Here is a 24322-nt window from a genome sequence, read left to right on the forward strand (position 1 = left end):
CTTAATTCTCCTCCTTTAACACATTCGCAACAGCTGAACTTGTTTCTTCATCATAAACAGAGTAAATTTTCACTTTACGATCTATTTTTTTGATTAAACCTGCTAATACTTTTCCAGGTCCAATTTCAATAAATGTATCAACACCTAAATCAATTAGCTTTTGCACAGAATCTTCCCAAAGTACAGAAGAATATAATTGCTCAATTAACAGCTCTTTTATTTCTTCTTTTTTGCTGATTGGGCTTGCTGTCACATTAGCAATAACAGGAATTTTTGCATCATTCATCGTTATCTCATCCAAAACGCTTGCAAATTTGTCTGCTGCCGGCTTCATTAACTCGGAATGAAAAGGACCGCTTACTTCAAGAGGAAGCGCTCTTTTTGCTCCAGCTTCTTTCGCTTTTGCACTTGCAAGCTCCACACCTTTAGCTGTACCAGAAATGACAATTTGTCCTGGACAGTTTAAATTCGCAAGCTGCACGTCAAAGCCTTCATTTGTAACCGTTTCCGTCACATGAATAAGTGCCTCCCGGTCTAATCCTAGAACAGCTGCCATGGCACCTTCACCTTGTGGAACCGCCTCTTGCATAAATTCCCCTCTTTTTCGCACAGCATACACAGCATCTTCAAAAGATACAACACCACTTGCAACAAGTGCAGAATATTCTCCCAAACTGTGTCCTGCAACATAATCAGCTTTTATGCCCGATTGCTCAAAATGGGAAAGTAGAGCCATACTTGTTGTAAGCAGTGCTGGCTGTGTATTATGTGTTAAAGTCAATTCCTCTTTTGGTCCTTCAAATATCAATTCACTTAAAGGAAAATTTAATTTTTCATCCGCTTTTTTAAACAAAGCTTGTGCTTGTTCAAAATTAGCAGCCAATTCTTTTCCCATGCCTACCGCTTGTGAGCCTTGCCCAGGAAATACAAACGCAATTTTGCCCATTCTTAATCTTCCTTTCTCTATTCGCCAATCTCTGTGGCAGTTCTAAAATCTGCCGATAGAAATTCTTTTTTATAATTCAATCGCTTTTTTTATTGTTGTTATCACTTCTGACTTTACGACATCTCTTGCTTGTCTAATCGCATTATAAATAGCGTTGCTGTCTGATGACCCATGTGCTTTTATCACTGGCGCATTTAATCCGAACAAGGCAGCACCACCATATTCTGAATAATCAAGTTTAGCCCTCAAACCTTTTAAATCCGGCTTTAAAACCGCTGCGGCAAGTTTTGACTTCATACTGCTCATCAACGTCCCCTTCAGCATTTTAAAGATGGAAAGAGCCGTTCCTTCAATTGATTTTAAGACCATATTGCCTGTAAAGCCATCTGTTACAACCACATCGCAAACACCACTTAACAAATCCCTTGCTTCTACATTGCCAATAAAATTAATTTTTTCCTCTTGCAATAATTCAAATGTTTTTTTCGTTAATTCATTGCCTTTTTTTTCTTCCGCTCCAATGTTTAATAAACCAACTCTTGGATTTTTAATACCAAGCACGTTTTCCGTATAAATGCTTCCCATAATGGCATATTGCACTAAATGATTAGGTTTTGCATCCACATTCGCTCCTACATCCAATAAGAGAAAACCATCTCCGCCAATTGTTGGGAGTGTCGGAGACAAAGCAGGACGTTCAATACCGTCAATTCGACCAACGACAAATAATCCTGCTGCCATTAAAGCACCGGTATTTCCTGCTGAGATAAAAGCATCTGCTCGTCCCTCTTTCACTTCATTCGCTCCAAGCACCATGCTGGCGTTCTTTTTTTTGCGAACAGCACGAACTGGCTCGTCTGTTGCCAAAATCATTTCTTCTGTATGTAAAATTTCTATTCTATTTTTATCCGTTAAGTAGGAAGTGATTTTCTCTTCATTTCCGATAAGCAAGATTTCGATATCAGGAAATGCTTGAACAGCTTTCATCGCACCTAATACAATTTCTTTTGGTGCATGATCTCCGCCCATTGCATCAATTGCGATCTTCATAAACATGTTCCTGCTTTCTTTATTTTTTTACGCGATACATTTCAAATTCTCCAACAAAAACTAATTCTGCATTAACAAAGCTCTTTACTTCGACATATGTTCTGCCGGTCTCTGTATCTATATTTACCACTTTTGCTTTTGCTATAATTCTTTCGCCTAATTTAACTGATCTGGTAAAATGAATATTCGCTTTAGCAGTCAGAGCAAAATCATCATTAATAAGGGCAACAGCTAAGGAATTTGCTTGTGCAAATAAATAATGGCCTCTTGCAATGCCGTTCCGTTTAAACGCATGTTCTTCTTTCACTTCAAAAATCGATATAGCGGCATGATCCAGTTCCATATCGATGATTTCCCCTATTACTTCATCCAGCGGCAATGATTTAACTTCATCATCAAATGTTTTTTCTGCCACATTCTTTATTCGCTCTCTTAATTCCGGAATCGATAATTCCAAACGATCAAGACGAATGGTTTGTACGCTAACAGAAAATTTTTCCGCCAAATCTTCATCTGTAATAAAAGGTGTTTCTTTGATCGTCGTGACCAATAATGCTTGGCGCTCTTTTTTATTTCTTCTCATTTGCAACACCGTCCGTGATATTAAGACTAGGTACTAATAGTAGTATATAATTAAAAAAGGTAGATTGCAAGGAATATTGCACCTACCTTTTTTAGTATAGACAAAGTTCATTTTGTTCACCTTTTCATAGGCTCTCTTACAATTGCCTATTGATTGTAGGAAGAGGCGTTCGCTTTCCGTGAGGGCAAACGCCGAGTCGCTTCATCGCTTTGCTCCTGTTCAGATCAAAGCTCTGTTTCGCTAATCCCCCAGCCTCTCCAATCAGTAAAGTGTTCAAATCAACAATGAGCTTTAACATAGTCTTTTCATCAGAAAAACATCCTAATCCAGTTTTTCTCCTGAAAAAACACCTGTATCTGTTACATATTTTCGCAAGTTTTTATATTCCTCCCCTTCCCAAAATACCGGAGAATCGATAAGCACTGCCGCATCATTTCTAGCTGTCTCCAGCGTTCTATAGTCATGGACCATATCTGCCATTTTAAACTCGGGCATCCCACTTTGCTTTTTACCGAAAAAGTCTCCTGGCCCTCTTAATTCCAAATCCTTTTCACTTAGCACAAACCCATCATTTGTTTCTGTCATAATTTTCATTCGCTCTTTGCCAACATCTGTTTTTGGATCGGCAATCAACACACAATAAGATTGGGCATCTCCACGTCCAACACGGCCTCTAAGTTGGTGAAGTTGGGATAGTCCAAATCGCTCTGCATCATATACAAGCATAAAGGTCGCATTAGGCACATTAACCCCAACTTCCACAACGGTTGTACTGACAAGAACTTGAATTTTATTATCGCTGAATTGTTTCATCATGGCATCTTTTTCATCTGGATGAAGTTTGCCGTGCATCAAGCCGACTTGATAGCGATTTTGAAAAAACTGTGAGAGTGTTGCGTGCACATCTACTGCATTTTGTAAATCAAGTTTTTCTGACTCTTCAATAAGTGGGCAAATAACATAACTTTGTCTGCCTTGCGATAATTCCTTTTCCATAAATTGCAGAATTCTTGTTAGCATATCATGTTTTGCCCAATATGTTTCGATTGTTTTTCGCCCTGCAGGCATTTCATCGATAATACTGACATCCATTTCTCCAAAAACAGTGATGGCAAGAGTTCTTGGTATTGGCGTTGCTGTCATAAATAAAACATCGGGATTTGTGCCTTTTTCCCGAAGGACTCGCCTTTGATTAACCCCGAATCGATGCTGTTCATCTGTAATAACAAGCCCTAACGCCTTAAATTCCACCTCCTCTTGAATTAGTGCATGTGTGCCGATTAACACATCAATCTTTCCTTCTTTGAGATGAGCCAACAATTCCCTTCTTCTTTTGCCTTTTACTGAACTAGTAAGTAATGCGCAGGTAATGCCAAAAGGCTCGAACAGCTTCTGAAGCGACTCCGCATGCTGTTCTGCAAGTATTTCAGTTGGGACCATGAGCGCACCTTGAAAACCAGCTAAAATAGTTGCATATAACACAACAGCAGCTACCACTGTTTTTCCTGATCCTACGTCCCCCTGAAGAAGACGATTCATCCTATATGGCGATTTCATATCTTTTATAATTTCATTTACGACTCTTTTTTGTGCAGAAGTTAAGGGAAATGGCAAGGAGTCGATAAATGCTCTTAATTGATTAACATCATGATTTTGTGAAATTCCTTTTGAATGTTCTCTTTCATATTTTCTCAATCCTTGCATTTTCAGCTGAAACAATAAAAACTCTTCATACACAAATCGGCGTCTTGCTTGCTTTAGCTCTTCCCTGTCTTTAGGAAAGTGAATAATGCGCAACGCCTCTTTTCTTCTAAGAAGACGATATTTGGTCAATAAAGAATCGGGGAAAATTTCTTCTACTTCCCCTTCATATTGGGATAATGCATTGGAAATAAATTTTCTTAGTCCTTTTACCGTAATGCTTCCTTTTACTGTATATACCGGCTCAAAATCCTGTGCTTTTTGATTGCTGCCAATCTGCAAGTGATTCGCAGTAATTGTTTGTCTATGCTGGTCCCACTTGCCAGTAACAGTAATTAGTTCATTTACAGCTAATTTACTTTTTAAATAATGCTGATTAAAAAAAACAACACTTATTAAATAGTTCTCTACTAATAGCTTAATGGTTAAACGGGATCTTTTTTTTCCGTAAAAAACAAGGGATGGTTCACTATGAACCTTCCCTTCTACCGTCACTTTTTCTTCATGTTTGATCTCTTCTAAATTACGCAGCCGATAGTCTTCATAACGATAAGGGAAGTATTCGAGCAAATCATAAATCGTATCAATATTCATTTCTTCTAACTGCTTTTTTGTTTCAGGACCAATTCCTTTTAGCTTATCGAGACTTTTGTTTAGTTGTTCATTCACCTTATAATGCAGCTTTACCAAAGATTTCTGCTTCTAGTTTCCGTGCAGTTGGTGTTGCCGCCAACCCTCCTTGTGCAGTTTCTTTTAACGAGTTCGGCATCGATTGTCCAATACGGTACATGCTGTCAATTACTTCATCACAAGGAATGCGGCTTGTAATGCCTGCAAGAGCCATATCTGCTGCTATCATGGCATTTGCTGCCCCCATTGCATTTCTTTTGACACACGGCACTTCTACTAACCCTGCTACAGGATCACATACAAGCCCTAACATATTCTTTAAAGTAATTGCCATCGCATGGGCACTTTGTTCTGGAGTCCCGCCAGCCATTTCAACAATCGCTGCTGCAGCCATGCCGCTAGCAGAACCTACTTCCGCTTGGCATCCTCCAGCAGCACCGGAAATGCTAGCGTTATTAGCAACTATAAAACCAAATGCACCTGCTGTAAATAAAAATGCCAACATTTGTTCTCTTGTTGGATTTAATTTATTTTTTACTGCAAATAATGTTCCAGGCACCACACCAGCAGAGCCAGCCGTTGGCGTTGCACAGATTGTTCCCATTGCTGCATTCACCTCATTTGTTGCAACCGCTTTGCTGACAGCGTCTAAGATAATTTCACCAGATAAGTAATTGCCTTTTTTTATATAATTCTGCAGCAGAACAGCATCCCCACCTGTTAATCCGGAATGGGAAGACACTCCATTTAACCCCCGTTCAACAGCTTGTTCCATTACTGTTAGATTAATATCCATTTGGGCGATAATTTCCTCTCTTTTTCTCCCTGTCACTTCGATTTCCTGTAAAATCATTAACTCCGATATCGGTATCCCTTTTGTTTTTGCCATTTCCACTAATTCTGCCACATTACGGAACATATCAGATTCCTCCCTTTCTCCCTAATCATTAAGATAAATATCAAACTTCTCTATTATTCGACTATTGTCGTTACTTTCTCAATTGCCTCCAGGCTTTCAATTTCTTTTAAAATCACTTCATCTATATTTTGATCCACCTCAATTGTCATAAGAGCAAGCATGCCTTTTTCTTTCCGGCTTACTTCCATATGTCCAATATTGATTTCATATTTTGCTAAAATATTAGATACTTTTGCAATCGCACCAAACTTATCATTATGAACAACCAATATTGCTGGATGATGTCCAGATAATCTCAGTTTAAAACCATTTAGTTCTGTTATCTCTATTTTTCCTCCGCCTATAGAGATGCCCACAAGCTCCAGTTCTCCTTGATCGTCTGATAAAACAATTTTTGCTGTATTTGGATGTTCAGGAATTGCCTCTTCTACATGAAAAGATACTTCCATCCCAAGATTTTTGGCTAGGTGCAGCGAGTTTTTAATTCTTTCGTCAAATGTATCAAAATCAAGTAACCCACCAACAATCGCCACATCTGTTCCATGACCTTTATATGTTTGTGCAAAGGAACCATATAAATGAATCGATGCTGTTTTAGGCTGTCGATCAAAAAGGTTTCTTGCCACTCTGCCAATTCTGGCCGCTCCTGCTGTATGAGAGCTTGAAGGACCAATCATCACAGGCCCGATAATATCAAAAACACTTTTAAATTTCATTCTCAGATACGTCCCCCTCTTAATTTGCTTCACTATTTATTATCGCAAACCATTAATTTTTATGTTATATCATTATATTAATATAAAATCGTTTTTTAAATAACCATTTTCCATCTTACCACATGATTTTAGATTATAACGTTTTTCTTTATTTCTCAAAAAACAAAAAACTGCATGCTCATATTTAAGCATGCAGTTTACATAAATTAATTATTCGATAGAAAAAATAAACGCATATAAAGGTTGATTTCCATCATGAATTTCTACTTCAACATCAGAGAATTCTTCTTCTACAAAGGAAGCAAGTGCTGCTACATCTTCATCAGATGCATCTTCCCCTTTAATAATCGTTAAAATTTCTGCATCTTCATTTATCATCGAAGTTAATAATTTTTGTGCAGATTCAAGCTTTTTTTTGCTTTTTACAACAATCTTGCCATCTGCTATCCCCATAAAATCGCCTGTTTCAATAGCAAGGCCATCAATATTTGTATCCCTGACAGCATATGTTATCTGTCCTGTTTTTACATGTTCCATTGCGCTTGTCATGCTTTTTGTATTGGCATCCATTTTTGTTGCACTTGGATTAAACGCAAGAAGCGCCGCCATCCCTTGTGGCACCGTTTTAGAAGGGATTACAACGACATGATCGCCCAGTACATCAACTGCTTGTTCTGCTGCCATAATAATATTTTTATTATTTGGAAGAATAAACACTTTTTTTGCATGCACTTTTTGAATGGCATTGACAATATCCTCCGTACTTGGATTCATTGTTTGTCCACCTTCAATTACATAATGAGCACCGATGCTTTTAAACAGTTCTGCAATTCCTGAGCCCATTGAAACCGTTACGATTCCATATTCCTTTTGTTCCTTTGGAGCTGAATATGCTGCTGTTGCTTCTTTTTCTGCATTTTCCACTAATGTGCTGTGCTGTTCGCGCATATTTTCAATTTTCATTTTTATCAGATTGCCGTATTTTTGGCCGTACGTTAATACTTCGCCAGGCACATTGGAGTGAATATGTATTTTCACCATTTCATCATCTGCAATTACTAAAAGAGAATCTCCATATGAACTTAAATCTTTTCTAAATTCTTCTTCAGAAAAAGGTTTATTTCCTAACTTTTCTTGTTCTAAACGAACCATAAACTCTGTGCAATAGCCAAATTCAATATCGTCTGTATTAATCACACTATGAACATTTTTATGATGCTCTGCATTAACAAGCTCATTCATGGAAACAACCGCTTTCACAGTATCAGGCAGTTTTTCCCCTTTAAGTTCTGCAAGAAATCCTTCGTACACAAACACAAGGCCTTGGCCTCCACTGTCTACTACTCCCACTTCTTTTAAAACAGGAAGCAAATCTGGAGTGCGATTTAACGATGCATTCGCTTCTTTTACCACTTCTTCCAATATCGTGATGATATCATCATGTTGTTCAGCTGCTTGAAGCCCTTTTTTTGCAGCGTCTTTTGCAACTGTTAAAATCGTTCCTTCAACAGGCTTCATTACTGCTTTATAAGCTGTTTCCACTCCAAATTGCAAGGCTTCAGCAAAATCTTTGCCTGTAATGCTTTCCTTTTGTTCAATCGATTTAGAAAATCCACGGAACAATTGCGAAAGAATAACACCAGAATTCCCTCTTGCTCCCATTAACAAACCCTTTGATAAACTCAGCCCTACTTTACCTATATGTGATTGAATATTATTTTGAACTTCCTTAGCACCTGATGTCATCGATAAATTCATATTTGTCCCGGTATCTCCATCTGGTACTGGAAAAACATTTAACGCATCTACATATTTAGCATTAGAGGATAAATGGTTTGCTCCTTGGATAACCATTTCGGCAAATCTCTTTCCTTCTAAAACTGTAATCGACACTATTCGTTTCCTCCTCACTACGGGTTCGTCACACGAACTCCCTGAACGTAAATATTAACCGAGTCAACGGCAAGTCCAACTGTTTTATTGAGTGTATATTTCACTTTTGATTGAACATTATGCGCAACTTCGGAAATTTTTGTTCCGTAACTTACAATAATATACATATCAATATGTACCTCTTCTTCATTCTCTTTTCGAACAATTACCCCACGTGTGAAGTTTTCTTTGCGCAAAATATCCGTCAGACCATCTTTAATTTGATGCTTCGACGCCATTCCTACAATGCCGTAGCAGTCTACTGCTGCTCCTCCTGCAATTGTTGCAATAACTTCTGTTGAAATATCTATTTGCCCGAAATTTGTTTTTAGTTCGATGGACATGAGTCTTCCCCCTTTGGAATTGCTCCTTGACTACTGACATTTTACTATAACATAATAATTTTTAAAAGCGATAGTTGAATTAGACTGTGATTGCCCTCTATTTATTTGCCTTTTTGAAAGAAATCCCTTCCAAAGAGAAAACATTCGACAAGTTAAAGCGAAATCTTTAATAGGGCAAAGAGCTTCATTCCCCACCTGTTTTTAACTGAATCATCGCCTATCTATTCCTATTATATATGAAAAGCCGCATCTTATTTATAAGATACGCAAAAAAACAATGTCAAGGAAATTTTCTTGAAAGGTTTTATCACAACTATTGCATTCAAAGTAGTTGTATGATAAATTATTAAAGTATCTTTATGAGGATTATTTATGATTTTCTAAGGGATTAAAACGTTAACTAGGAATTTGGAAACTCTTTATTCAAGAGTTTTGGTTATAAGGAGGGAAATATACATGCCACGTAAATGTGTTGTAACTGGTAAAAAAACAACTACAGGTAATGCTCGTTCCCATGCCATGAATGCTAACAAGCGTACTTGGGGAGCAAACCTTCAAAAGGTTCGTATCTTAGTAGATGGAAAACCTAAACGTGTTTGGGTTTCTGCTAGAGCACTTAAATCTGGTAAAGTAGAGCGCGTTTAATTAGCACGCTTTTCTCCTTATCCTTTAGTGTTTGTTAACATATGCTAAAGGAAACAAAAAAGGTGAAATTACTAAACTGGACAATAAATAAAAAAGGACATTTTTATGTCCTTTTTTATTTTGGCTAATTTTTAGGGCCTGCTAAAATATGTTTTAAAAAGAGAAAAGAAAGAAGCTTCCTCTCCCCTTTATCGCCTCATCTTTTAAAGGTTGTACGTTCAAAAAAAGGCAAAAAACATTTGTTCTATTCTTTTTTAAATGTTCCTAACATTGCGCGGACAAGTCCTCCTAAAAATTTTGGCAGTTTAATGGTATAAAATCTCATGAATACTGTCCCTCCTTAAAAGCGAATTAACCAGTAACACCATTTACATCCTATTCAAAACATGCAAAATAGTACTTGAATTTTTATTATTAATCACGACTTCTTATTACCAATAATATGCCTTTAGCAAAAGAAAAAGTACCATATTCACTAATAAGTTCGTTGCTGATACAAAGTGCACTGCTGACAGAAAGATATTTATCCTTCAAAGGATATTTAAAGCCTTCTAAAGTTAAACCTACAGTCTCTTCACTATAGGGAAAGAAGGAGATATATGGATATATTTCCTCTCTTTCTATTATATGTACACCACTTGTTGCAATATGAACTTTATTTTTATCATCGATTAACTCAATATGAATCTGCTCATTTCTAAGCAGTTCTTTTAATAACAGCTGAATGTTTGCGATTGTGTGATCAAGTCGTCCACCTGTCGCTCCAAAGATACCTATTCTTTTTGGTTGCTGTTTTATAGACCAATTTAGTGCCAGTTCCATATCTGTTTCATCTTTTTCTGGTTTAAATTTTTTTATAGTTGCAGAATGCTCACAAATTGTCTCCCACTCTTCCTCACTTACAGAATCGAAATCCCCGAAAGCTGCCTCCACAGGAATAGATCGGTTGATTAAATAAAGCACCCCTTTATCAACCCCAACCCAGATGCACTCCTCTTTTGTATATCGGACAAGATCTGGCACATATTGTTCTGGTCCACCTGCCATAATATATATATCCATTTTTCCCCTATCCTTCCTTTCAATCCCACGCATTCTATTGCTCTATATTAGCTTTTTTATCTGATAATGTAAAAAAAAGCATGGGATAAATCCCCCATGCTCAAAAGAAGACTTCCTTCTATCAACCATCTATGCTTCATGAATATGTGTCAATCGCAACCTAAATATTAGGAAAAAAATCTTAATATTTAGGTTTTCGATCCTTTATTTCTTGAATAAATTCTGTATAGTGTTCATATCGATAAGCTGGAATTTTAAAAGCTGCCACTTCTTCTTTTACCTTGCATTTCGGTTCAGATAAATGAAGACAGCCTCTAAATTTACAGTCTTCACTCGCTTTTTGAATTTCTGGAAAACAATAATTTAAATCTTCCAGCTCTATATCGGTAAATTCTAAGGAGCTGAACCCTGGGGTATCCGCCACTAAACCATTATCGATTGTTATAAGCTCTACATGTCTTGTCGTATGCTTTCCTCTGCCTAGATGTGTCGATATTTCATCTGTTTTTAATGCTAAATCTGGACGAATAGCATTTAGTAAAGAGGACTTCCCAACACCTGATTGCCCTGCAAAAACGGATATTTTTCCTGCTAGAAAAGGAGCTAAATCATGGATTCCTTCATCTGTTTCCGATGATGTAAGGATAACAGGGTAGCCAACTTTTTGGTAATGATCGGCGTATTCCTCCATCTTTTTTCCTTCTTCTTTTGTTGCTAAATCCATTTTTGTTATACAGATAATCGGTTCAATATGATTAAATTCCACCAGCACAAGAAATCGGTCTAAAAGAGCAGTGCTAAAACTTGGCTCTACACTAGAAAACACGAGAATGGCCTGGTCCACATTGGCAACAGGAGGGCGCACCAATTCATTTTTTCGTTGTTTCACTTCTAAAATATAGCCATCTGTTTCGTTTTCCGCTTGAAAAACTACCTCATCTCCTACAAGGGGAGTAATTTTTTTTTTACGAAATACACCACGGCCTCGGCATTGTGTCACAATTCCATCTTCATCTAATACATAATAAAAACCACTTAATGCTTTAACGATTTTGCCTTCTGGCATGCTTTAACTCTCCTTAATCTGGATATGGCACTACTTGATCAATAATAACGCTTTTATCACGAATAATTTTATAACCTGCTTTTTCTCCTTTTGCTATTCGCAAAGTTAACGTTTTTTTCGTTGTTTCCGTTATCGTCAATGTTTCATACGGTTCTGTCATGCTATTATCTAAATCTTGTACATAAATTAATACTTCTTGGGGTTCTCCCTCGACTAACGGCTCATAGGGAATTGTAATCTCTTCGGTTACCTCTTTAGTTGGAATCTCTTTTGCACCTTTTGAAATAACGACATCCAGAGTCGAGCCTACTCTTATATTTGTATCCGCAGCTGGCGATTGCGAAATCACTAGTCCTTCGCCGACCGTGTCGCTGTATTCTTCCGTAAAGTTTACTACAATCCCATTCGAACTAGCGTATTCAGTCACACCTTTTTTATTATATCCGGTTAAATCCTGCAAGGAGATAAGTTCAGCACCTTTGCTAACGGTAAACTCTAATTCAGCATCTTCTGGCACCACTTCTTGTCCGCTAGTTAGATTTTGAGCAATAATGGTTCCTGAGGGTTCATTTTCATCGAACTGTTCGATTTTATCGATGTTTTTAAACCCTTCTTTCGTCAGCTGTTCCAAAACATCTTCATATTGTTTTCCAACATAATTATCCAACTCAAACTTTTCTTTTCCTAAACTTTCATAAAGATCAATTTCAGCGCCTTCTTTCGCTTTTCTTCCTGCCTTAGGGCTTGTGCGAATAATCAATCCGGCGTCCACTTCCTCATCGTTTAACGGAAGCGTTTTGCCAATTACAAAACCTGCTGACTCTAATGATTTAACAGCATCTTCTACTTCCGCGCCGCTTACATCTGGAATGGTCACATCTTTAGGGAGCAACAGTCCTGGAAGAACCGTAATTATAAGCACTCCCACTAATAAAAGGGTAAAAAAAACAGACAATAATACAACCGTCAGCTTTTTTCCATCTTTCTTTTTCTTTTTGGGAGCAGCTTGCTTTTTTTCTTGTCCTTCTTGTTTGTTACCTTGAAGTTTTTTTTCTTCTTTGCCATGAACAATGGTTTCTTCCAAATTTTGATAAGGTATGTCATTTGTTATAATTGGGATCGCTTTTGTTGCTTCTTCATCAATTGGCTCCACGAATTTTTTTTCGTTTCCTCTTTCCGGATTAAGTGCAGTCCTTAAATCCGCTTCCATTTCTTCTACACTCGCATAACGATGAAATGGATCTTTTGCTGTAGCTTTTAATACAATATTTTCAACAGATTGAGGAATTGTTTCATTCCACCGTCTTACACTTGGTGTTTCTGACTGCAAATGTTTTAGAGCAATAGACACAGCTGATTCTCCTGAAAACGGCAATCTTCCTGTCAACAGTTCAAACATAACAATTCCAAGGGAATAAATATCAGACTTTTTATTGGCCATTCCTCCTCGGGCTTGCTCTGGAGATAGATAATGAACAGAACCGAGAACAGAATTTGTCTGTGTAATACTTGTTGCACTTAAAGCCATCGCAATGCCAAAATCAGTAATTTTTACATTTCCCTGTTTATCAACCAAAATATTATGGGGCTTAATATCCCGATGAACAATGCTATTTTGATGAGCATGGGTTATGGCAGAAGTTAACTGTTTCATCATTTCAATTGCTGTTTCAACAGGTACAGGGGAGTGTTTTTGTATGTATTGTTTTAATGTGTAGCCTTCCACATATTCCATCACAATATAATAGATGGAACCTTCTTCCCCCACATCATAAATAGTGACAATATTAGGATGGGTTAAACTTGTAGCAGATTGCGCTTCTCTATGAAAACGTCTAATAAATTCTTCATCGTTTACAAAATCTAGACGAAGCATTTTTACAGCAACATCCCTATCTAAAATCATATCATGAGCCAGATAGACATTTGCCATTCCACCGCCGCCAATCATATCCATTACTTTATAGCGGCCGTTTATTCTTTTGCCAACCATCATGGTGCTTCACCTGCTTGATGGGCATCCAAATGCTCTAAGATAATAACTGTAATATTATCTTCTCCGCCACTGTCATTGGCTGACTGCACAAGCATAGACGCTTTTTCATCAAGGGAAGCTTCTTTTTGTAGAACGGTCATTAATTCGACTTCTGACACTTTATTCGATAAGCCATCAGAGCAGATTAAAATAACATCTCCTTCTTCAAACATAATCGTCATAATATCTACATTTAACTTTTCATCCGTTCCTAAAGCCCTAAGAACAACATTTTTCCTTGGATGATGTTCTGCATCTTCTTTTGATATTTCTCCCATTCTCACTAATTCATTTACTAATGAATGATCCTCTGTTATTTGTTTAAAACCATCTTCATTGTAAAGGTAGCAGCGGCTGTCGCCAACATGTGCAATAGTAGAAAAATTCTCCGTGCATATACAAGCTATAACGGTCGTGCCCATTCCGTCGCATTCAGGATGGTTTAAAGCATATTGATAAACATATTGATTCACTTCCAGGATTTTTGCTTTCAGCCAATTCTCTGCATCGTCTGCTGTCTCAATTTCATCATTAGCCAACCAAAACTCTGATAATTTATCAACCGTTAAACGGCTTGCAACATCACCAGCACGGTGCCCGCCCATGCCATCTGCTACGATGGCAAGGCGTTGGCCGTTTTGGTTAAAGCATATTGTTCCATTGTCTTCATTATGCTGGCGTACTTTTCCTTTATCTGTTTTAAACACTTGTTTCAAAACTTGTCACCTCGTCTCTTCTTGTCTCTCCTTAGCACGAAGCTGGCCACAAGCAGCATCAATATCGGAGCCTTGCTCTCTGCGAATGGTTACATTTACACCATGGTTTTTTAATGTTTTTTCAAATAAGAAGATTTGATCTTTTGGTGTGCGAACATAGTCTCTTTCTGGTACATAGTTTACTGGAATTAAGTTAACATGGCATTTAATGCCTTTTACCAGTTTAGCCAATTCTTCCGCATGTTCTACTTGGTCATTTACATTTCCGAATAAACCATATTCAAAACTTACACGGCGACCTGTTTTTTCTACATAATAGCGGATTGCTTCCATTAATTGAGGCAGTTTATATGCTCTATTAATTGGCATTAATCTGCTTCTTAATTCTGTATTTGGAGCATGTAGGGACACAGCAAAATTAATTTGCATATTTTGATCGGCAAATTCATAAATTTTTGGAACAATTCCGCTTGTAGAAACAGTAATATGTCTTGCTCCAATATTTAACGCCTGGTCATGATTGATAATTTTTAAGAAACTTAACATATTATTGAAATTATCGAAGGGCTCTCCTATTCCCATAATAACAACAGAGCTGACACGCTCATCTGTTTGATCAAGAGCTTGTTGTACTTTTACGACCTGTGCAACAATTTCTCCTGCTTCTAAATTTCTTTTTAATCCGCCAAGAGTAGAAGCACAGAATGTACAGCCAATTCTACAGCCTACTTGTGTTGTTACACATACAGAATTGCCATACTCATGTCTCATTAAAACTGTTTCGATTGAATATCCATCATGAAGTTCAAATAAAAATTTAATCGTGCCATCACTTGAAGTTTGTTCAATAATTGTTTTTAATGTCGTAATCGTAAAGTTATCTGCCAATAATTGACGTAAACTTTTCGACAGATTGGACATGTCTTCAAAAGACGTTACTCTTTGTTTATATAACCATTCAAATATTTGATCTGCTCTAAATGCTTTTTCGTTGTTTTCTTTTAACCATGTTTTTAATTCATCTAATTGCAAAGAATAAATAGACGGCAATGTCTCAATTGCTGCTTCTTTCTTCGATGTTCTTACTTGTTCCATTTTTACACCTCTTTTTTTAATGCGGCAATATAAAAGCCGTCTGACCCAAAATGTTGGGGCATTATTTGTAATTGATAATCTTCTACAAAACTTTGTACACTTTCTGGCAGGCGACTAGCCAATGTTGTATCTTTTGTAAATTCTTGATGAGTTTCTAAAAAACTTGCGACCACCTCTTCGTTTTCTTTGCGATCAACAGTACATGTGCTATAGATTAACAAACCACCTTTTTTCAATAAAGGGGAAACTTCCTCTAAAAGCTTAAGTTGAATCATCTGCAAACGGTCCATATCTTTTTCGTCTTTTGTATATTTAATATCCGGTTTTCTTCTCATAACACCTAAACCAGAACATGGGGCATCAATAAGGATTCGATCAAAAGAATTGGCTTCTAGTACATCTGCCAGTTTTTTTGCATCCATTGCTTTTGTTTCAATATTGTCTAAATGAAGTCTCTCTGCATTTTGGCGGATTAGCTTTACTTTATGTTCATGAAGGTCAACAGACAGAACATTTCCTTTATTGCCCATTTTTTCAGCAATATGAGTCGATTTACCGCCAGGTGCTGCACATGCATCTAACACGGATAAAGGTTCTTTCACATTTAATGCATATGCGACAAGCATCGAACTTTCATCTTGTATGGTGAAAAATCCCTCTTTAAAACAACGGGAATTGGCTAAATTTCCTTTTAGACAATGAATCCCTTCTGGAATAATCTCACTATTTTTTACATTATAGCCTTCTGCTTCTAATAGGCTAATACATTCTTCTACTGTTGTTTTTGTTGTATTAATCCTCGCTGTTTGTGTTGGCGGCGTTAAGTTTAATTCGCACATTTTTTGTGTTTCTTCTAAGCCAAACTGTTCTGCCCAGCGTTTTACCAGCCAATTTGGATGGCTTGTCTCAATAGCAATACGCTCAATTGGATCTTCTATGAATTCCGTTTTTGCTAAACCTTGTCTTTGTATGCTTCTTAACACAGCATTAACTAAACCTGAAATGCCTTTATGCCCACGTTTTTTGGCAATTTCTACAGCTTCATGAATGGCTGCATGATCGGGAATGCGATCTAAATAAATAATTTGGTAAAGTGTCAGCTGCAATAATGTTACTACCCAGCTTTGCATTTTTTTGCTGTTTTTTAAGAATGGCTGCAAATAATAAGATAAGGTCATTTTTCTTTGCAGTGTTCCATATACCAATTCTGTTAATAGACCAACATCTTTCGCTGGAATTTCATTTTTTTTAATCGCATTGTTTAACAGTAGGTTGCTGTATGCTTGATTATTGTTTATTGTCTCTAAAATATCTAAAGCCGATTCCCGAACATTTTTTTTACTTGTCATTTCTTAAGCTCCTAAAGTTTCTTGTAGTTCCATTTTTGCTCCAGCGCCTCTTAAGTATACTTCTGCTGTCATTTTCTTTTTGCCTGCTGGCTGAAGTTCGATAATTTTGATTGCTGTATCATTACCTGTTCCGATAATAAATCCGTCTTCTTCAATTGCAAGAATCCTTCCAGGAGCGCTATCATTTTTTTGTGCTACCTTTTGTACCGACCAGATTTTCATTATTTCCTTTTTATACGTTGTAAAAGCAACCGGCCACGGATTCATACCCCGAACCTGGTTATATATGTCTTCCCCGTTTTTCGACCAGTCGATCTGTTCATCTACTCTTTTTATATTAGATGCAAATGTTGCAAGAGTATCCTCTTGTGGAATAGGCGTTAACGATCCACTTAAGAGTTTTGGCAATGTTTCGGAAAGAAGTTTGCTTCCAGCTAAACTTAATTTATCATGCAGTGTGCCTACTGTATCACTTTCAGCAATCGTAACCTCCACTTGTGTTAAAATATCGCCTGCATCCAGTTTTTCAGCCATATACATGATTGTAATGCCTGTTTTCTCTTTTCCTTGTATAATGCTGTAATGAATAGGGGCTCCGCCGCGAAGTTCAGGAAGCAAAGATGCATGTACATTAATGCAGCCGAATTTCGGCGCTTCCAATAATTCGTTCGGCAGTATTTGACCAAATGCTGCTGTTACAATTAAATCTGGCTGCAAGTTAATAATGGCTGTTAATTCTTCCGATTGACGAATTTTTTCCGGCTGATATACAGGGATATTATGTTTTTCCGCCTCCACTTTAACAGGTGGCGGCGTTAACGTTTTTTTTCTGCCAACAGGTCGATCTGGCTGTGTTACAACTGCAATCACTTCATACCCATCTTTTAAAATTTGCTGCAGTACTGGCACAGAAAAATCGGGAGTCCCCATAAATACGATTTTTGTCATTTAAGATTCCACTCCTTCTAACTCTTCTTCCTCTAAATAACGAATGACTTTTGATGTAAACAGCACACCATCCAAATGGTCCATTTCATGTAAAATGGCTCTCGCTAAAAAGTCTTCTGCTTCCATAATAAATGTTTTTCCTCTGCGGTTTTGGGCTTGTACTTTAATGGAGAAAGGACGGTTTACTTCCCCATATAGTCCTGGAAAACTTAAACAGCCCTCTGGCCCAATTTGTTCCCCTGAAAAAGAAAGCAATATTGGATTAATCAGCTCAATTGTTCCCATTTCATCATCTATGTCCACCACTGCAATTCTTTTTCCTATGCCGATTTGCGGTGCAGCTAAACCTACCCCATCAAACGCAATCATCGTATCATACATATCATTTAATAGTTTTGTTAATTTTTTATCAAAGACTGTAACTGTTTCGCATGAACGTTCTAATACTTCATTTGGAAACATTACAATTTTTTTTACTGCCACTTTATTTCCTCCAAACATTTATGTCTATCTATTTCAATCACATAACGATCTATTTTAAACCTAATAGAGAGATAATACAAGCATTGTGATGAAAAGAGGCTATTTCAGCAGATAAAAAGGTCATTCCAATAACTTATAAATTTCTTTACCTGAATAGCCCTTTTTCTACATTAATAAAAAGGGATTAACATCAATCGAAATTTGCAGCCCATTTGACGAAATGTCACCTTGATAATGATCTAAAATAGATTTTAGCACGGTTTTTAAGTTAGGCTCCTGTTTGTATTTTATCAGACACTGATACCGATATCTATTTTTTATTCTGGAAATTGGGGAAGCAACTGGTCCGAGCACAACCGTATTTGGAAGCAGTTTTTGTCTGACGACTTTTGTAATTTGCTCCGTTACACTAACTGCCTTTGTTAACTGCTCATGACTGACGGTGATAAGCGTAATATAATAATAAGGAGGGTAGGAGTGAGATTTTCTTATCATCATTTCCCGAGAATAAAATAAATCATAATCTTGCTGGCTGCTAAGCTCAATACTATAATGCTCTGGAGTGTATGTCTGAAATATTACTTCTCCTTCTAATTCATGTCTTCCAGCACGGCCGCTTACTTGGGTCAACAATTGAAATGTTTTTTCTGAAGAGCGAAAATCTGGCAAATGAAGCATCGTATCGGCAGATAAAACACCAACAAGAGTAATTCTTGGGAAATCCAAACCTTTTGCAATCATTTGTGTTCCTAAAAGAATATCTGCTTTGCCGTCTTGGAATTGATTTAATAATTTTTCATGGGCTCCTTTACGGCTTGTTGTATCTACATCCATGCGAATGACACGAGCCTCTGGCATAATTTTTGTCAATTCTTCTTCTACCTTTTGTGTCCCTGTTCCAAAGTAGCGAATATGTTCACTTGAACATTCTGGACAAATTTTTGCTGTAGGTTCCTCATAGCCGCAGTAATGACATTTCATTAGATTATTATATTGATGATACGTTAAACTAATATCACAATGGGGACATTTCATCACATACCCACAATCTCGGCACATAACAAAAGAGGAGTGACCCCGTTTGTTTAAAAACAAAACCGTCTGTTCTTTTTTTACCAGTCGATCAGCAAGCTTTTCTAATAGCAACCTTGAAAACATGGAACGGTTTCCTTCGCGAAGCTCTTCCCGCATATCAACAATCTCAACAGGTGGAAGGGGATTATTATTCATTCTTTTTTGCAATGTCAATAGGGTATAAACTCCCTTTTGTGCACGTGCAAAGCTTTCTAAAGAAGGTGTCGCACTTCCTAATATAATGGGACAGTTATGGGTCATTCCTCTTTTAATTGAAACATCTTTTGCATGATATTTTGGGTTTTCTTCTTGTTTATACGTCATCTCATGCTCTTCATCGATAATAATAATGCCTAAATTTTCGAATGGGGCAAAAATGGCAGATCGTGCTCCAACTACTACTTGCACTTCTTTACGCTGGATTTTTCTCCATTCATCGTATTTTTCTCCAACAGAAAGCCCACTGTGAAGGACAGCCACTTTATCGCCAAAACGTCCTTTAAAGCGGTTGACCATTTGTGGCGTTAACGCAATTTCTGGAACGAGTACAATGGCTTCCTCCCCTTTTTTTAGCACTTTATCAATTGACTGCAAATATACTTCTGTTTTCCCGCTTCCTGTTACTCCGTATAATAAAAATACTTCATGCTCTTTATTGTGAATAGACGCATGAATAGGTTGAATCACTTTCGTTTGTTCATCTGTCAGCTTTAACGGGAAAGTTTTTTCAAATTCTCTTTCTTTATAAGGATCCCGGTACATTTCTACTTCTTGTTCCGCTAAAATGCCTTTTTCTATTAACCCTTTTATTACAGCACTAGATGTGTTCAATTCACTTAATAAAAGCCTTTGCTCGATCGATTGATTATGTTTCAAAAAATATTCGATGACAGTTCGCTGCTTATTTGCCTGCTTATTAAGGGATTCTAATGCTGTCTTCAGCTCATGCTCATCTAAACGGGAATAAATATGCTTCACCTTTTTTTTATTAGCACGGGATTGAACTTCATAGATTACTTCTAAATTCCCATTTTTCACTTCCTTTTGAATAGAAGAAAGAGAAACTGTTTGTAATGCATCCTCCCACAATATTTCCGAACGTTCATGGAATAAAAAGTGGAATGGCTCTGAAACAACCTCTTTTGCAGCAAGTAATTTTATTTTCCGCTGATATTTTGCTTTTAAAGCTGGAGGCAGCATAGCTTGAAAAGCCGATATTTTATAACAAAGTGTATGAATGGATAACCATTCTGCTAAATCAAGCAATTCCTTATTTAATACAGGAACAAGATCCATTGGTTCACTAATTTTTCGTAAAGAAGAAAAAGAAGATTCACTTTCCAATCTTTCAACAAATCCTTGTACCTTTCTTGGGCCAAAAGGAACTATTACTCGCATGCCTGGTTGGATCATTTCTTCTAAATGTTCTGGAATAAGATAATCAAATGGTCTATCTGTTTGTTTTGCAGGAACATCCACAATCACTTTTGCTACTGTCATTTATTTACCATACCCTTCATCTGGTAAGCTTTTTCTAAAATTTTAAAAGCTGCTTCCTCTTTTGATAATAGAGGCAATTCTATTGCTTCCCCATTTTTCAAATACAAGCTGACACGATTTGTATCTGTGCCAAATCCAGAATCTTTGCTGTTCACATTATTAGCAACAATCATATCTGCATTTTTTTTTGCTAATTTATCTTTTGCATATTTCTCCATATTTTGTGTTTCTGCAGCAAAACCAATTAATATCTGATGTTTTTTTCGTTTGCCTAGTTCTAGCAATATATCTTTTGTACGCACAAATTCAATGGATTCTTTTCCTTCTTGCTTTTTCACTTTATGTTCATATGCAAAAGTAGGTTTATAGTCGCTAACTGCTGCTGTTTTAATGACAATATCTGTCTTATCGTAATGATCCATAACCGCCTCATACATTTCCTCTGCACTTTCGACAGAAATTACTTTCGCCCCTTTTGGCGGCGTCAGATGGCTTGGACCTGTTACCAGAATAACCTCTGCTCCCAAATTTAGTGCTTGTTGTGCTACGCTATAGCCCATTTTTCCTGTTGAGCTGTTTGAAATAAAACGTACTGGATCAATTTTTTCTCTCGTTGGGCCTGCTGTTACAAGTACCCTTTGATTTTTTAAAAATTGGTTTTCTTTCGAAAAATATTCTTCTATATGTGCAATGATTTTCTCTGGCTCTTCTAATCTGCCTTTTCCGATATATCCGCAAGCAAGATAGCCTTCTCCTGGATTGATAAATCGATATCCATAATCATATAATGTTTGAATATTTTTTTGCACAGCTGGATGATCATACATATGTACATTCATTGCAGGAGCGATCCAAACATCAGAGGTTGCCGCAAGCAATGTGGTTGTCACCATATTATCAGCAATACCATTTGCCAATTTACCGATGGTATTTGCTGTTGCAGGTCCTACCAAAATCAAATCCGCCCAATCTGCCAAATCAATATGCGCAATAACCCTTGCATCTTTTTCATCAAAAGTATCTGTATACACTTCATTTTTTGATAATGCTTTAAAAGTTAAAGGCGCAACAAATTCTGTTGCGGACTCTGACATGATTACTTTTACATGTGCGCCCTTTTGTGTTAATTTGCTTGTTAAAGCACACATTTTATAAACAGCAATTCCTCCTGTTATACACAATAAGATTTTTTTTCCTTTTAGCATCGCGCTTCTCCTTTCTCCCTAATAAAAAACGATTTTATCCTTGTTATTTAATAACAGTACATTAACATAAATGCCTAATCAATAGATAGTCGATTTTTTGAATATAACGGTCTTTTGCTAGGATAAAGCAGCATTAGTTTTCATGAAAAAAGACTGATCGAGAATAAAGAAAAATTCTTTGTTCGATCAAGCCTTTCATTTAATTTGTATCTAATTTTTGCCGTGCTTTTATTCTTCGCCTTCTGCCAAATTCACACGGTATGTTAATTGATCTGCATGAATTTCTTCTAAAGCTTTACCAACATTTTTATGGGAAACATATTTGTTTAATTGTGGTTTTGCATGAAGCTGCATTTTTCTCGCTCTTTTTGCCGCTACAGAAACTAGTGAATATTTAGAATCAATTTTTGTTAATAGTGAGTCAATAGATGGGTATAACATAATTAATTGGCCTCCAGCATTTTTTTGTATTTTGGTTCAACACGTTCTCTTCTGCAATGTTCTGCAATAATAATTGCTTTGATTTTTTCACATGCATTTTCTACTGTATCATTTTCTACTACATAATCATATAGATGCATCATTTCAATCTCTTCTTTTGCTACATTCATACGATTATTGATAATTTCTTCTGTTTCTGTTCCTCTTGTTACAATCCTATTTTTCAATTCAGACAAACTTGGAGGGCTTAGGAAGATAAATAACCCGTCGGGGAATTTATCTCTAACTTGCTTAGCGCCTTCTACTTCAATTTCTAAAAAAACATCTTTTCCTCTATCTGTTGTTTCTCTTACATAATCAACAGGAGTGCCATAATAATTGCCGACAAACTCTGCATATTCAAGCAATTTCCCCTGTTCAATTAATGTTTCAAACTCTTCTCTTGTTTTAAAAAAATAATCAGTGCCATCCACTTCTCCTTCACGTGGAAGTCTTGTTGTCATGGAAATAGAATATTCAAATGCATTATTTTTTTGAGAAAAAATTTCTTTTCTTACAGTTCCCTTTCCTACACCGGAAGGTCCTGACAATACTATTAACAGCCCTTTTTCTATCAAGGTCTTCTCCTACCCTTCATCCATAATTTCATCGCGATCATTTAGCCGGTGTGCAACTGTCTCTGGCTGAACCGCTGAAAGAATAACATGGTCGCTGTCTGTTACAATCACGGCCCTTGTTCTTCTTCCATAGGTGGCATCAATTAGCGAGCCTCGATCCCGTGCATCTTGGATAATACGTTTAATTGGAGCCGATTCAGGACTTACAATCGATATAATTCGGTTGGCAGAGACAATATTGCCAAAACCGATATTGATTAACTTGATGGACATGTTTTTTCTCCAATCATATTATTTTATTTTTAACGGGTCAGCATCTTTCTAAACCCATGTTACTCCATGTTTTGAATTTGTTCTTTTATTTTTTCTAGATAACTTTTCATTTCGACTACTTCTTTGCCGATTTCTGCAGAATTTGCTTTCGAACCAATCGTATTAACTTCTCTATTCATTTCCTGCAGCAAAAAGTCCAGCTTTCTTCCAATCATTTTTTTCTCTTCGATAATTTCATGGAATTGCTGAAGATGGCTTTTAAGGCGGATAAGCTCTTCATTAATATCTGCTTTTTCACTAAAAACAGCAACCTCAGAAGCAAGCCTTGACTCATCCAGAACATCTTGCAAATAACTTTCTACTCTTGCTTTGATTTTCTCCCGGTAGCTAACAATAACTTGGGGTGCTAGTTTTTCTAGAACGCTAGTAGACTGCTTAAAACTTTCTAAAAGAAAAAGAATATCTTTTTTTAAAGTTTCTCCTTCTTTTTCTCGCATTTTATCTAATTCCAAAACAGCATCCTCTACTGCAAGAAGAATCAATTTTTCTATTTCTTCCTTATTTAATTCAGCATCTACAAGCTGGAAACAATCTTTATTTTGAAGAAGATCATCAATTGTTATTGTTTGTTGTATAGAATATCTATTTTTTATATCGGTTAATAATTGGTGATAACGATCAAGCAGCAACCAGTCTACTTCTACTTTTTGGTTGTTCAGCGCATTGCCCTCTACTGCAATAAATACTTCTGCTCTACCTCTATGTATACATGTTGAAATAGTTTTTTTGATTTGTTCTTCTATCATTAAAAACTGCTTAGGCAGTTTAATCAATTGTTCACAAAAACGATGATTTACTGTTTTCATTTCCACATTTACAGTGAAACCATCACCTTGTTTTCTGCTTTTTCCAAAACCTGTCATACTTTTAACCATAATCACACATCCATTTATTTAAAACTTGCCAGGCAATTGTTAACATTGATTTTAACA

General features: G+C 36.7%; 24 protein-coding genes. 1 reads left to right on the forward strand and 23 read right to left on the reverse strand.

Annotated features, from left to right (window positions below; translation table 11 throughout):
• Position 1 precedes the first annotated feature (1 nt).
• The 8 genes from fabD to CWS01_RS02810 all read right to left on the reverse strand — a co-directional run bounded on the left by fabD (position 2) and on the right by CWS01_RS02810 (position 8821).
• Positions 2–946 (reverse strand): ACP S-malonyltransferase, encoded by a 945-nt coding sequence (gene fabD, locus CWS01_RS02775; RefSeq protein WP_101175524.1) that lies wholly within the window; start codon positions 944–946, stop codon positions 2–4.
• A gap of 69 nt (positions 947–1015) precedes the next feature.
• Positions 1016–1996, reverse strand: coding sequence for a phosphate acyltransferase PlsX (gene plsX, locus CWS01_RS02780; protein WP_101175525.1), 981 nt, complete (start codon positions 1994–1996; stop codon positions 1016–1018).
• Between the two features lie 19 nt (positions 1997–2015).
• Entirely contained in the window at positions 2016–2579 is a 564-nt protein-coding gene (gene fapR / locus CWS01_RS02785) for a transcription factor FapR (RefSeq protein WP_101175526.1), read from the reverse strand.
• Positions 2580–2900: 321 nt separating this feature from the next.
• A complete protein-coding gene (gene recG, locus CWS01_RS02790) occupies positions 2901–4949 on the reverse strand; it encodes an ATP-dependent DNA helicase RecG (RefSeq protein ID WP_101175560.1) in 2049 nt (682 codons plus the stop codon).
• Between the two features lies 1 nt (position 4950).
• Complete coding sequence (sdaAA, locus tag CWS01_RS02795) at positions 4951–5829, reverse strand: L-serine ammonia-lyase, iron-sulfur-dependent, subunit alpha (protein WP_101175527.1); 879 nt, start codon at positions 5827–5829, stop codon at positions 4951–4953.
• 53 nt (positions 5830–5882) lie between these two features.
• A complete protein-coding gene (gene sdaAB / locus CWS01_RS02800; protein WP_101175528.1) occupies positions 5883–6545 on the reverse strand; it encodes an L-serine ammonia-lyase, iron-sulfur-dependent subunit beta in 663 nt (220 codons plus the stop codon).
• 210 nt (positions 6546–6755) lie between these two features.
• Positions 6756–8438 carry a DAK2 domain-containing protein gene (locus tag CWS01_RS02805; RefSeq protein WP_101175529.1) on the reverse strand — a complete coding sequence of 561 codons (1683 nt, stop codon included), beginning with the start codon at positions 8436–8438 and terminating at the stop codon, positions 6756–6758.
• 17 nt (positions 8439–8455) lie between these two features.
• Positions 8456–8821 carry an Asp23/Gls24 family envelope stress response protein gene (locus CWS01_RS02810; RefSeq protein ID WP_101175530.1) on the reverse strand — a complete coding sequence of 122 codons (366 nt, stop codon included), beginning with the start codon at positions 8819–8821 and terminating at the stop codon, positions 8456–8458.
• A 456-nt stretch (positions 8822–9277) separates the two neighbouring features.
• On the opposite strand from CWS01_RS02810, the gene rpmB reads away from it, so the two are divergent.
• Entirely contained in the window at positions 9278–9466 is a 189-nt protein-coding gene (rpmB, locus tag CWS01_RS02815) for a 50S ribosomal protein L28 (protein WP_066393509.1), read from the forward strand.
• A gap of 244 nt (positions 9467–9710) precedes the next feature.
• Here the strand turns inward: rpmB and spoVM are convergent, their stop codons facing one another.
• From spoVM to CWS01_RS02890, 15 genes are all read right to left on the reverse strand, one after another.
• Positions 9711–9791, reverse strand: a complete 81-nt coding sequence (spoVM, locus tag CWS01_RS02820; RefSeq protein WP_032088878.1) for a stage V sporulation protein SpoVM — start codon at positions 9789–9791, stop codon at positions 9711–9713.
• An 89-nt stretch (positions 9792–9880) separates the two neighbouring features.
• Entirely contained in the window at positions 9881–10528 is a 648-nt protein-coding gene (locus CWS01_RS02825) for a thiamine diphosphokinase (RefSeq protein ID WP_101175531.1), read from the reverse strand.
• 181 nt (positions 10529–10709) lie between these two features.
• On the reverse strand, positions 10710–11594 hold the full coding sequence (gene rsgA, locus CWS01_RS02830) for a ribosome small subunit-dependent GTPase A (RefSeq protein WP_101175532.1): 885 nt from the start codon (positions 11592–11594) through the stop codon (positions 10710–10712).
• A 13-nt stretch (positions 11595–11607) separates the two neighbouring features.
• Positions 11608–13590, reverse strand: a complete 1983-nt coding sequence (pknB, locus tag CWS01_RS02835) for a Stk1 family PASTA domain-containing Ser/Thr kinase (protein WP_101175533.1) — start codon at positions 13588–13590, stop codon at positions 11608–11610.
• Positions 13587–14345: a Stp1/IreP family PP2C-type Ser/Thr phosphatase gene (locus tag CWS01_RS02840; protein ID WP_101175534.1), complete on the reverse strand. Its 759-nt coding sequence runs from the start codon at positions 14343–14345 to the stop codon at positions 13587–13589. The genes pknB and CWS01_RS02840 overlap by 4 nt, the downstream gene beginning before the upstream one ends.
• 6 nt (positions 14346–14351) lie before the next feature.
• Positions 14352–15440, reverse strand: coding sequence for a 23S rRNA (adenine(2503)-C(2))-methyltransferase RlmN (gene rlmN / locus CWS01_RS02845; RefSeq protein ID WP_101175535.1), 1089 nt, complete (start codon positions 15438–15440; stop codon positions 14352–14354).
• A 2-nt stretch (positions 15441–15442) separates the two neighbouring features.
• A complete protein-coding gene (rsmB, locus tag CWS01_RS02850) occupies positions 15443–16789 on the reverse strand; it encodes a 16S rRNA (cytosine(967)-C(5))-methyltransferase RsmB (protein WP_101175536.1) in 1347 nt (448 codons plus the stop codon).
• Between the two features lie 3 nt (positions 16790–16792).
• Entirely contained in the window at positions 16793–17737 is a 945-nt protein-coding gene (gene fmt / locus CWS01_RS02855) for a methionyl-tRNA formyltransferase (protein ID WP_101175537.1), read from the reverse strand.
• The gene (gene def / locus CWS01_RS02860; RefSeq protein ID WP_101175538.1) at positions 17738–18220 is read right to left on the reverse strand and encodes a peptide deformylase; all 483 of its coding nucleotides are present in this window, start codon (positions 18218–18220) and stop codon (positions 17738–17740) included.
• A 165-nt stretch (positions 18221–18385) separates the two neighbouring features.
• Complete coding sequence (gene priA, locus CWS01_RS02865; protein ID WP_101175539.1) at positions 18386–20794, reverse strand: primosomal protein N'; 2409 nt, start codon at positions 20792–20794, stop codon at positions 18386–18388.
• Positions 20791–21999, reverse strand: coding sequence for a bifunctional phosphopantothenoylcysteine decarboxylase/phosphopantothenate--cysteine ligase CoaBC (gene coaBC / locus CWS01_RS02870; RefSeq protein ID WP_101175540.1), 1209 nt, complete (start codon positions 21997–21999; stop codon positions 20791–20793). Before coaBC ends, priA begins: the two co-directional genes overlap by 4 nt.
• A gap of 228 nt (positions 22000–22227) precedes the next feature.
• Complete coding sequence (gene rpoZ / locus CWS01_RS02875) at positions 22228–22440, reverse strand: DNA-directed RNA polymerase subunit omega (protein WP_101175541.1); 213 nt, start codon at positions 22438–22440, stop codon at positions 22228–22230.
• Between the two features lie 2 nt (positions 22441–22442).
• Positions 22443–23057 (reverse strand): guanylate kinase, encoded by a 615-nt coding sequence (gmk, locus tag CWS01_RS02880; RefSeq protein ID WP_101175542.1) that lies wholly within the window; start codon positions 23055–23057, stop codon positions 22443–22445.
• 9 nt (positions 23058–23066) lie between these two features.
• Complete coding sequence (gene remA, locus CWS01_RS02885) at positions 23067–23330, reverse strand: extracellular matrix/biofilm regulator RemA (RefSeq protein ID WP_101175543.1); 264 nt, start codon at positions 23328–23330, stop codon at positions 23067–23069.
• Positions 23331–23389: 59 nt separating this feature from the next.
• A complete protein-coding gene (locus tag CWS01_RS02890; RefSeq protein WP_101175544.1) occupies positions 23390–24265 on the reverse strand; it encodes a YicC/YloC family endoribonuclease in 876 nt (291 codons plus the stop codon).
• Positions 24266–24322 lie beyond the last annotated feature (57 nt).

It is taken from the genome of Niallia nealsonii (assembly GCF_002835805.1).
Classification (GTDB): domain Bacteria; phylum Bacillota; class Bacilli; order Bacillales; family Cytobacillaceae; genus Niallia; species Niallia nealsonii.